10 protein-coding genes are annotated in these 10,804 nt (G+C 63.5%); 6 read left to right on the top strand and 4 right to left on the bottom strand.

Features of this window, described 5'->3' with window-relative positions; genetic code table 11:
- Nucleotides 1–328 (bottom strand): DUF1640 domain-containing protein (locus tag VLR48_RS08175; protein ID WP_325291306.1); only part of this gene is annotated, 328 nt, incomplete at its 3' end.
- Between the two features lie 120 nt (nucleotides 329–448).
- Nucleotides 449–3,241 carry a phosphoenolpyruvate carboxylase gene (ppc, locus tag VLR48_RS08170; protein ID WP_325291305.1) on the bottom strand — a complete coding sequence of 931 codons (2,793 nt, stop codon included), beginning with the start codon at nucleotides 3,239–3,241 and terminating at the stop codon, nucleotides 449–451.
- 289 nt (nucleotides 3,242–3,530) lie between these two features.
- On the opposite strand from ppc, the gene VLR48_RS08165 reads away from it, so the two are divergent.
- Complete coding sequence (locus tag VLR48_RS08165) at nucleotides 3,531–4,133, top strand: hypothetical protein (protein WP_325291304.1); 603 nt, start codon at nucleotides 3,531–3,533, stop codon at nucleotides 4,131–4,133.
- A 248-nt stretch (nucleotides 4,134–4,381) separates the two neighbouring features.
- Here VLR48_RS08165 and egtD read toward each other — a convergent pair whose 3' ends face one another.
- Together egtD and egtB are read right to left on the bottom strand one after the other, a co-directional pair.
- Nucleotides 4,382–5,452: an L-histidine N(alpha)-methyltransferase gene (gene egtD / locus VLR48_RS08160; RefSeq protein ID WP_325291303.1), complete on the bottom strand. Its 1,071-nt coding sequence runs from the start codon at nucleotides 5,450–5,452 to the stop codon at nucleotides 4,382–4,384.
- On the bottom strand, nucleotides 5,449–6,756 hold the full coding sequence (gene egtB, locus VLR48_RS08155; protein WP_325291302.1) for an ergothioneine biosynthesis protein EgtB: 1,308 nt from the start codon (nucleotides 6,754–6,756) through the stop codon (nucleotides 5,449–5,451). The genes egtD and egtB overlap by 4 nt, the downstream gene beginning before the upstream one ends.
- A 368-nt stretch (nucleotides 6,757–7,124) precedes the next feature.
- Here egtB and VLR48_RS08150 point away from each other — a divergent pair, with 368 nt between their 5' ends.
- The 5 genes from VLR48_RS08150 to VLR48_RS08130 form a co-directional block, all read left to right on the top strand.
- A complete protein-coding gene (locus VLR48_RS08150; protein ID WP_325291301.1) occupies nucleotides 7,125–7,787 on the top strand; it encodes an LON peptidase substrate-binding domain-containing protein in 663 nt (220 codons plus the stop codon).
- A 146-nt stretch (nucleotides 7,788–7,933) separates the two neighbouring features.
- Nucleotides 7,934–8,260 carry an iron-sulfur cluster assembly accessory protein gene (locus tag VLR48_RS08145; RefSeq protein ID WP_325291300.1) on the top strand — a complete coding sequence of 109 codons (327 nt, stop codon included), beginning with the start codon at nucleotides 7,934–7,936 and terminating at the stop codon, nucleotides 8,258–8,260.
- 220 nt (nucleotides 8,261–8,480) lie between these two features.
- Nucleotides 8,481–8,903: a SufE family protein gene (locus VLR48_RS08140; RefSeq protein ID WP_325291299.1), complete on the top strand. Its 423-nt coding sequence runs from the start codon at nucleotides 8,481–8,483 to the stop codon at nucleotides 8,901–8,903.
- A 180-nt stretch (nucleotides 8,904–9,083) separates the two neighbouring features.
- Entirely contained in the window at nucleotides 9,084–10,163 is a 1,080-nt protein-coding gene (locus VLR48_RS08135) for an efflux RND transporter periplasmic adaptor subunit (protein ID WP_325291298.1), read from the top strand.
- A partial coding sequence (locus VLR48_RS08130; protein WP_325291297.1) for an efflux RND transporter permease subunit occupies nucleotides 10,160–10,804 on the top strand: 645 nt, incomplete at its 3' end. The genes VLR48_RS08135 and VLR48_RS08130, both read left to right, overlap by 4 nt.

The raw sequence follows: 10,804 nt of genomic DNA, 5'->3' as shown, positions 1-10,804 counted from the left end.
TGACGTCGCCGCGGAGCTGCTCGATCTCCGTCTTGACGTCGCCGCGGAGCTGCTCGATCTCCGTCTTGACGTCGCCGCGGAGCTGCTCGATCTCCGTCTTGACCTCGCCGCGGAGCTGCTCGATCCGCACCACGAGATCGGCACGGACCTGCTCGATCTCTCTTTGAAGCCGCAGCTCGGTCTCCCGCAGCTGCTGATTGGTTACCAGGTCCGGCAAGTGCGGGTAACGCTCTTCCAACCGCTCGAAGGCGGACGCGATCACACGTGCACGCGCCCGATCGTCAGGCGCGCTGGCGAGTGCCTCGTAAAGTTCGACGACAGAGCCCATGCGATTCGTCACCCTGCTGGCGTCCGGTGCTGTAGCCACAGTTTATCCCAGAATATCCCAGTTTCGATGTCCCGGTCCCGACCGGCCTCGGACGTTCGGCGGCCGGAGGTCGAACGCCCGTCACCCGGTATTGCGCATCCCCGCCGCGATCGCATTGATCGAGCGCAGCAGCGGATCGAGCCACTCCTCGCGCTTGGCCTCGTCCTGCTCGGCACGGTAGCGTTCCAGCAGAGCGACCTGGATATGATTCAAGGGGTCCAGATAGATGTTGCGACGCGCCAGGGAGTGCTGAAGATCCGGGGTCTCCTCCATAAGACCGCGCAAACCGGCGACGTTCATCACCTGTGTGAGGGTGCGTCCATATTCGGCCTCGATGACGCCGTAGATCACCTGCGCCCGCTCCTGATTCTCGGCCAAGCGGGCGTAGGCACGCGCGATATGCATCTCGGCCTTGAAGAGCGACATCTGGGTGTTGGATAGGAGTGCACGGAAAAAGGGCCACTCCTGATACATCTTCTGGAGCTTCACGAGGCGATCCAGCTCGTTGCCGCGATAGCGCTCGATCGCATAGCCGATGCCGAACCAGGCAGGCAAGGTCTGGCGCGACTGCGCCCACCCAAAGACCCAAGGGATGGCACGGATGGACTTCAACGAGCGATCCGCCTTTTTGCGATGCGAGGGGCGCGAGCCGATGTTCAGCAGGGCGATCCCGTCGAGCGGCGTACACTCATAGAAATAGTCGAGGAAGCCCTCGGTGTCTTGCGTCAGTTGCCGATACGCCTCCTCGCCGTAGCGAGCGAGCTCGTCCATGATGCCGAGATAGTCCTTACGGTCCTCGGGCGGCGGCTCGATCAGACAGCGACTGGCCTTGATGAGCCCGCTGATGCCCAGGGTCAGCTCGTAGCGTGCGGTCTCAGGATTCGCATAGCGATACGACAGCACCTCGCCCTGCTCGGTGAGCTTGATCTGGCCATGCACCGTATCGGTCGGCTGGGCGAGGATCGCCTCGTGGGTCGGCCCGCCGCCGCGCCCGACCGTACCGCCGCGCCCGTGGAAGAGGCGGCAGGAGACGCCCTGATCGTCGGCAAGCTGGATCACGCGGCGCTGCGCCTCGTAGAGACGCCAGCTCGAGGCGAGGATGCCGCCGTCCTTGCATGAATCCGAATACCCCAGCATCACCTCCTGCTGGTTGCCCGATGCCTTCAGCAATGCGCCGTAGGCGGGATCCCGGAACAACCGCCCCATCACCTCGCCGATGCGATTCAGGTCGTCGATGGTCTCGAACAAGGGCGAGATCTGGATCTTGCAGAACCAGCCCTGGCGATCCTTGCCGGCGAGTCCGGCGAGCCGCGCCAACAGCATGACCTCCATCACGTGACTGGCGTGATGGGTCATGGAGATGACGTACTGACCGAACAGGCTCTCGCTGATCTCCGCGCGCATGCGCGCCATCACCTCGAAGACCTCCAGTGTCTCTCGGGTCTCCGGGGTCAAGGTCGCCTTGTCGATCACGAAGGGGTGCGGATGGGCGATGGCCTCCGCCAAGGCCATCAGGCGCTGCTCTTCGTCGAAGGCCTGATAATAGGGCGCACCGGCCTGGCGCGCGAACAGCTCGGTCACGGCCTCCGTATGGCGAATCGATTCCTGACGGATGTCGAGATGGACCAGGTGAAAGCCGAAGGTCTCCGCGAGCCGGATCAGATCCTGCAGGGGGCCGGCAGCGGCGTTGGCATCGCCGTGGTGGTGCAAAGATTCGCGAATCAGATAGAGGTCGGCGAGAAAGTCGCGCTCGCTCGCATACCCGGCCGGTTGTGTCGGATCGTGCCGCCCCGACATGCGTGCGCGTATCCGCTGCAGGTTCGCATCGAGACGATGATCCATCATCGCAAGCTTGCGCCGATAGGGCTCGTGCACATAGCGACGCAGGCTCTGGCCCATGGTGTCGACCCAATAGTCCTCGTCGGAATCGAGGCTGTCCATAAAGGCGGGCGACGGCTGACAGATGGAGCTGGCATGACTGAGCATCCGGTGCAGCTTGCGGATGCGCTCGAGATACAGCTCCAAGACCAGCTCGCCATGCATGCGAACGGCAAGCTCGGTGGTCTCGGGCTTGACGAAGGGGTTGCCGTCGCGGTCCCCGCCGATCCAGGAGCCGAACCGGATGAAGCTCGGGACCCTGATCCCGCATTGCGCCCCGTAGACCCGGCGAACCGCCTTCTCCAGAAAGCGATAGACCTGAGGCACGGCATCGAAGAGCGATTCGCGGAAGAAATAGAGCCCTTGGCGCACCTCGTCGGTGACCTGCGGCTTGTGGATACGCACCTCGTCGGTCTTCCAGAGGATCTGGATCTGGGTGAGGATCTCCTGGAGTCGGTCCTCGAGCTCCTCGTCGTTAAGCTTGCTGCGGTGCAGCTCCTGACCGACCAAGAAGATCCGCCGGAAGGTCTCCAAGGTCGTGCGTCGCTTCGCCTCGGTGGGATGGGCGGTGAAGACCGGAAGATAGATCAGGTGCTCAAGCAGACTCTGGAAGTTTTCCGCGCTGACCCCGTCGTCCTTCAGCCCCCGCGCCATGTCGTCGAAGGAGCCGACCCAAAGCCGTTGCCCCGCCGAGATCAGATCCATCCGGGCGAGATAGGCGTTCAACTCCTCGGCGGTATTGACCAGGCCGAAATAGATGTTGAAGGCGCGGATGACCTCCGAAAGGGTCTGAGCATCCAATCCCTCGATCCGCTTCATCAACTTCTCGCGCAGCTCGGGGTCGTCGCCTTCGCGCAGCTGCATGAAGCCGTCGCGCAGACGCTCGACGATCACCAACACGCGTTTGCGGCTGTGCTCGCGCAGCACCTCCCCGAGCAGTGCGGTGAAGAGCTGGACATCGCGCTCCAGCGCCTGATCTTTCGGAACATCGTTCATCGGGCGTTACTCTTTGCGGACAGCCGCCATAGGGGCCGTCGCGAATAGGGTGCGAATCGAGACCCGGATACTACCCTGCCGAAGCCCGCCCGACAAAAGCCCTGCGTGCATCGTGGATATCCTGTCGGACATCCTCGCAGCCTCGCCACCGACTGCCCGAGCGAATTTCCCCGACTTGTCTATGGCATGTTTTTGACTTAGGTTCGTTTCGCCCTCGCCCGACGTCGGGCAAGAACGACTCGCCAGCGACCGGCAAAATCCCATCAAAATGAAGGAAGAGGAGCTCGACATGAACCAAATTGCGCTTATGACGCTGGCCGGCACATTGATCCTCGGCCCGGTCATGCCCTGCGCCCACGCCCAGACCGAAGGCGTCCCGGTCGCTGCAGGTGCCGTGACGAAGGAGGTCACCGGCACCGTCGTGGTGGTCAATCCGCAGACCCGCATGCTGACCATCCGTCAGCCCGACGGGATTTTTCAGGTGATTCACGTCCCGAGCGAGGTGCAGCGGCTCGACGAGATCCGCATCGACGACACCCTCACGATCGACTACCTGGAAGCCGTTGCGATCGATCTGCAGAAAGGCGATGCCGCAGCCGCCGCGCCAAGGGCGGTCGCCACACGAGAGGTCGATCGTGAAGGCGGGCGCCTGCCGGCAGGCGGCATCCAAGAAACCATCACCCTTGTCGGCATCGTCGAGACGGTCAATACCGCCGAGTCCAAGGTCACGGTCCGAGGCCCCGAGAACACAGTCACCGTCAACGTACGGGATCAAGCGCTGCTTGAGGAAGTGAGCGCCGGGGACAGCGTCACGCTCACCTACATCAGCGCGGTTGCGGCCAGCATCGAGCGTGCGAGTGCACCCAGACACACGCGACCCGGCTCGCAATGACCCTTGACCCATGAAGAACAGCTCGGCGCGGGCACCGCGCCGAGCTGTTCTTCATGGGCTGACGTCGCGGCGACGTCGGGCACCGACCCTCCGTCGACCGCATCGAGGCAGGTCGACGCAGTGACATCCACCCATCACGCAGAGAACAGGTCGCGTCCACAATCCCGCCCGCCGCACCGCCGGCTGTTCCGTCAAATCCGCGGTGAGTCACACCGGGAACTCGCGGCACCGCATTTCGCGGCACGCGATCAAGACGCCGCGTGTTCGCCCAGGACTCGCAGACAGTGCACACTGAAGAGCCCCTGCTTATCCGTCCAGAACTGCTCGGCGACGAAGCCGGCGTCACCGGCGAGTCGATGGAAGGGGTCGATCCCGTACTTGTACGAATTCTCGGTATGAATCGTCTCGCCGGCACGAAAATCGAAGGTGCTTCCCGCAACCTCCACGCGCTGTTCAACCCGGCTCACCAGGTGCATCTCCACGCGACTCAAGTCGGTATCGAAGAAGGCTCGATGCGTGAAGGCATCCAAATCGAAGTTACCCTCCAGCTCGCGATTGATGCGCGTCAGCAGATTGAGATTGAAGGCCGCGGTCACGCCTTGGGCATCGTCGTAGGCCGCATTGAGGATCGCCGGATCCTTGGGTAAGTCGACACCGATCAGAAGCCGTCCGCCGGTGCCGAGCAGGTCCGCCACCCGACCGAGCAAGAGACGCGCGTCGTCGGGGTCGAAGTTCCCGATGCTCGAACCCGGAAAGAAGGCGGCCAGGTCGGTCCAGTCCGGCTCCATGGGGAGTTTGAAAGGGGCCGAGTAATCCGCGCAGGCGGCGCGGATCGACAGACCCGGGAAACGCTCGGCGAGGGCATGGGCAGACGCCAACAGGTGCTCTTTGGAGATATCCACGGGCATGTAGACGCTCGGCTGCAGCGCGGCGAGCAGGGTTTGGATCTTGAGACTGCTGCCGCTCCCGAGCTCGATCAGGACATTGTCCCGGCCGAGCAGGTCGGCCATCTCGGATCCGTACTCGCGCAAGATCCCGATCTCGGTCCGCGTCGGGTAATACTCGGGCAGCTCGGTGATGGCATCGAAGAGCTGCGAGCCGCGCTGGTCGTAGAAGAGTTTGGGCGACAGACGCTTAGCCGGTCGTCCCAGCCCTTCCAAGACCTCGGCGCGCACGTCCGCCGGGGTCGGACGGTAATCGAAGAACCGGATCGTCCCCGGGGTCTGCAGCGGGCGGCGTGCGCTTGGGGTTTCTCGGTCCTTTGTTTCCGGCGTAAACAGCTCCGTCTCGGAGCGTTGCAAGGCGCTGAATTGGGTCATGGTGTCGTCTCCGCGAGTCGAAATCCCTTGAACTGCCAGCGCTCTTGGGGATAGAAGAAGTTGCGATAGGTCGCCCGTACGTGGTCCTGCGAGCTGGCACAGGAGCCGCCCCGAAGCACCATTTGATTGCACATGAACTTGCCGTTGTATTCGCCCAGCGCACCCGGCGCCGCGCGATAACCCGGATAGGGCAGATAGGCGGACGCCGTCCACTCCCAAACATCGCCGAAAAGCTGTTTGAGCCCGCCCACCCGACCCGCTGTGCCGTGCGGGGCAGGACGCGGATGGAGGTATCCCTCGCCGACGAAATTGCCCGTGATGTCGACACCCTTCGCGGCATGCTCCCACTCGGCCTCGGTCGGGAGCCGCTTACCGGCCCAGGTCGCGAAGGCATCGGCCTCGTAATAGCTGACGTGACAGACCGGCTCGGCCGGATTCAGCGGGCGCATCCCGCCGAGCGTCATGATTTGCCATTCCCCGTCGACCTCCTCCCAATAGAGCGGGGCCTGCCAGCCCTCCTTGCGGACGGTCGCCCAACCATCGGACAACCAAAGGGCCGGATCACGGTAGCCGCCGTCGTCGATGAATTGCCGGAATTCGCCGTTGGTCACGGGTCGATCGGCGAGGGAAAAGGGTGCGAGAAAGACCCGATGGCGGGGACCTTCGTTGTCGTAGGCAAACCCCTGCGAGTCGGCGCCGATCTCGACCAGCCCGCCCTCGAAACCGACCCAGCGCAGCGGATCCGGATCACTCGGCGGGGCGTGCGACAAGTCATCGCGGTAGGTGGGCCGCAAGGGGTTGTAGGCAAAATTACCCTTGATGTCGGTGACCAGGAGCTCTTGATGCTGCTGCTCATGATGCAGGCCGATACTCAGACGTCGGGCGACGGTCGGCCAGTGGGCCGATGGACAGTCCTCGATGAGCCGGAGCATCGCCTCGTCGACATGATGACGATAGTCGTAGACCTCCGCGACCGTCGGCCTGGACAGGAGACCTCGCTCGGGACGGGGCCAGAAGCCCGTTCCGGTCTGCTCGTAATAGCTATTGAAGAGGTACTCGAAGCGCGGGTGGAAGACCCGGTAGCCGGGTAGGAAGGGCCGCATCAAGAAGGTCTCGTAGAACCAGGAGACATGGGCCAGATGCCACTTCGGCGGACTCGTCTCGATCCGGGTCTGGAGCATGTAGTCTTCGGTCGCAAGCGGCTTGCATAGCTGCTCGGTCAAGGCGCGGACGCGCCGGAAGTCGCCCGACAGATCCGCTCGCACGGCATCGTCCTGGTGGATCCTTGCGGGTTGAAGGGGCATGTGAGTCTCGCTCTCGGTTGTTGACGGATCGGGTTCCATGGACACGTGCAGCCGAAGCGGCGACTCGACGGGGCTCGGAGACAACCGAATCCTACGCCGCCTCACCGCCGAGCTCGGGAGATCGTGGAAGTGCCGCGCACCGTCGTGCGATGGCTCTCCAGCGTTGATCATCGCTCGCCGGCTCGCTCGCAATGGTGCGTCCAGGTCGCCGGATTTCCAGCGTGGCGACGAAAGAATGGCGAATGCCTTGGGTTAATCCGCAACGAACGCTAGGGATGCGCTGCGGACACCCCATCTACCCCGAAGATAGTGCAAACGTTCAACCGCATCGCCGGGACCTCTCGCGGGTTCGGGCGCTGGAGCAGCCGATGACCCGCACCCCGTTCTTTCCGAAATTCTCCGACCTGCCCGCCGAGCTCCCGATTTTCCCCCTGCCCGGCGCAGTCGTGATGCCGGGAGTCCAGTTACCGCTCAACATCTTCGAGCCGCGCTACATTAAGATGGTAGCCGATGCGTTGGGATCGAATCACTTGATCGGCATGATTCAGCCGACCAGCGAGACGATGACCGATGAGGTCCCGGAGATTCACCGCATCGGCTGCGCCGGTCGAATCACCTCCTACAGCGAGACGACAGACGGCCGAATCGTCCTGGTCCTCACCGGCGTGTGCCGCTTTCAGGTGATCAGCGAGATCGCCGAGGAGCACGGTTATCGGCGGGTCCGCGCGGACTGGGAGCGCTTCGCGGCGGACTTCCAGGAGAGCGACTCCCCGATCGCGGATCGCAAGGGATTCTTGACCTCGCTGAAGGCCTACTGTGCACTGCGCGGCGTCGAGGTCCCCTGGGAGGACGTCGAGCAGATGGCCGACAAGGACCTGACCAACCTGTTGTGCGCACATCTCCCGCTGAGTCCCGAGGACAAACAGGCCCTGATCGAAACACTTCCGACGGGCGACCGGGCCGCGCTCATGCGGGGGCTGCTGGATATGGCCGCTGCGGCGAGCATGGATACCGCAGAGCACCGCCACTGATCCGCGTCTGCAGAAACATCAACCTTCGGTGATCGTGTCGGGGCCGCCCGGGCGATGTCGGTTTCCGCAGTGTGCGGGCTTGAAAAACGGCCCGAAGGGCTCAGTTTTAAGCGCTGAGAGTCGTCAACGAGCGAAGGGTTAACCCAATGGCAGTCATACTCACCGAAGCCGCCGCCAATCATGTCGCCGGCATGCTCAGCAAGCGTGGACACGGACTTGGACTCCGGGTCGGTACGCGCAAGAGCGGCTGTACCGGCTTCGCCTACGATGTCGATTACGCGGACGCTGTGGATCCGACCGACCAGGTCTTCGAAAGCCACGGCGTGAAGGTCATCGTCGACGAAGATAGCCTCGGCCGCATCGACGGGATGGAGATCGATTTCGTACGTTCCAGCCTGCTCAACCAAGGCTTCGAGTTCCGCAACCCCAAGGTCAAGGACACCTGCGGCTGCGGGGAGTCCTTCAGCGTCTGAATCGCGTCCGGGACGACACGGGATGCCTTCGCGTTGTCTTGGATCGGCGATCTTCCCACTGACGCGGCGTCGACGCGATTCAGAATCTCGAGGATCGCGAGATCAACGCACCGGCGGCAGCCTGGGGCCGATGCGTTTCGGAGGGTCGATGTCGAGCAGCCTGTCTCGTTCGGAGCCCCCTTTTGAACCCTTCAGTCTCAACCTGGAATGATCCGCACCCATGCTCAACGACGAAATGACCGAGATCCTCGAGAACTTCGAGCTTCTCGGCGATTGGGACGAGCGCTATCAATACCTGGTCGAGATCGGCGAGCGCATGCCCCCGATGTCGATCGAGGACAAGACCGACGGTAACCGTGTCATCGAGTGCATGAGTCTGGTTCACACCGCAGCGCATCCGATGCCGGACCAACCCGGCCATCTCGCCTTCAGTGGCGATTGCGACACCGCGATCATCAAGGGCGTCGTCGCCCTGCTGGTCGGGCTCTTCTCCGGAAAACGGCCCGAGGAGATCGAGGCACTGGATGTCGAGGAACTGTTCGAGGCGCTCCGGCTCCAAGAGCACCTGAGCCCCAATCGACATGTCGGTGTTTACGCGATCGTCAATAAGATGAAAGGCCAGGCCAAAGCCGCAACCGGTTGAGATCCCGGCGCCCTCGGCTCGAGTGCCGAGCAGACACCCCACGCTTCAGGGTTCGTCGTCTCTCCGTGGCCACGTTGCATGCCCGTCACGCCGGATCCCGGGCGAATCGCCGCACGGCGCGCCGGAATGGGTGCATGGAGCCGCCGAGGGCACGTCTGCCCGACAACATGGATTCGATGCATGTCCTCATTACAACCCTTTACCCGTTGGTTGATGTCCGTCCCACTCGTCATAGCCGCGACCTTGACGGCGCCGAGCTCCGCCTCGGCCGTCGCCGTCAAGGTCGCGGAGGTCAGGTCAATGCCATGGGCCGAACGGGTCGAAGCCCTCGGGACACTGAACGCGAACGAATCGGTCAACATCACCGCAAACGTCACCGAGACCATCTCGGCGATTCATTTCGACGACGGCCAGCGGGTCAAGGAGGGCGACATCCTGGTCGAGCTCACCAGCGTCGAGCAGCACGCATTGCTCGACGAGGCACAGGTGCGGGTCGGCGAGGCGGATCGGCAATACGAGCGGGTAAAGGCACTGGTCGCACAAGGTGCTGCATCCGAGTCGCTTCTCGACGAGCGCAAGCGTGACCTCGACACGGCCCGCGCCGTCTTGGTGGCCATCGAGTCGCGCCTGTCCGACCGGCTCATCAAGGCGCCGTTCGACGGCGTACTGGGTCTGCGCAACGTCAGCCGCGGGACCCTGGTCGAGCCGGCCGATACGATCACCACACTTGACGACGACAGCTTCATGAAGCTGGATTTCACGGTCCCGAGCGTCTTCATGAACGCGCTTGCGCCGGGGCTGAGAATCGAGGCACGCGCCGCAGCCTACGGCGATCGTACTTTCGAGGGTGTGGTGCGGGGTGTCGACAGTCGGGTCGACCCGGTCACCCGCTCCATTCAGGTCCGCGCACTCATCCCCAACCCGGAGCGCACGCTCAAACCCGGCCTGCTGATGCGGGTCGAGCTCTTGGTGGACCCGCGCGACGCTCTGGTCGTACCCGAGGCCGCGATTCTGCACCAAGGTCAGGATCACTTCGTTCAACTCGTCGTCGAGGGCGAGGAGGGTCTAACCTCGGAGCGGCGTCAAGTCAGGATCGGCGCACGCAAGCCGGGTCTGGTCGAGGTGCGCGAAGGGCTCGCGGAAGGCGATCGCGTCATCGAGGACGGCCATCTAAAGGCTCGGCCGGGACAGCCTATCGAGATCGCGAGCAGGGATGAGGCCTCGGTCGATCCGCAGGCAGCGAGGAACCCGACCCCATGATCCTGTCCGACATCTCGGTCACTCGCCCGGTTCTTGCTACCGTCCTCTCGCTCCTGCTGGTCGCCTTCGGTCTGGTTGCCTTCGATCGGCTTGCGCTGCGCGAGTATCCGGACATCGACCCGCCGGTCGTCTCGATCGAGACCGTCTATCCGGGTGCCGCGGCCAACGTCGTCGAGACGCGGATCACCCAGCTGATCGAGGACCGCATCGCGGGTGTGGAGGGCATCCGCACGGTCGAATCCGTCAGCGAGGACGGACGCTCGGCCATCACCATCGAGTTCAACATCGATCGCGACATCGACGGTGCGGCCAACGACATCCGTGACCGTGTCTCGGCCGTGCTTGATCAACTCCCGACCGAGGCCGATCCGCCGGAAATACAGAAGGTCGACAGCAACGAAGACGTGATCATGTGGCTGAACCTGGTCAGCGATCGCATGAGCGTCCCGGAGCTGACCGACTACGCCAGACGGTATCTCGTCGATCGGTTCTCGGTCATCGACGGTGTCGCCCGCATCCAGGTCGGCGGCAGTCAGGTCTACGCGATGCGCGTCTGGCTCGACCGCAACGAGCTGGCCGCGCGCGGCTTGACGGTGGCCGATCTCGAGTCGGCACTGCGTGCCGAGAACCTGGAGCTCCCC

Origin of the sequence: Thiocapsa sp. (assembly GCF_035467215.1) — a bacterium.
Lineage (GTDB): Bacteria > Pseudomonadota > Gammaproteobacteria > Chromatiales > Chromatiaceae > Thiocapsa.
This window is presented reverse-complemented; position numbering and strand designations above follow the sequence as displayed.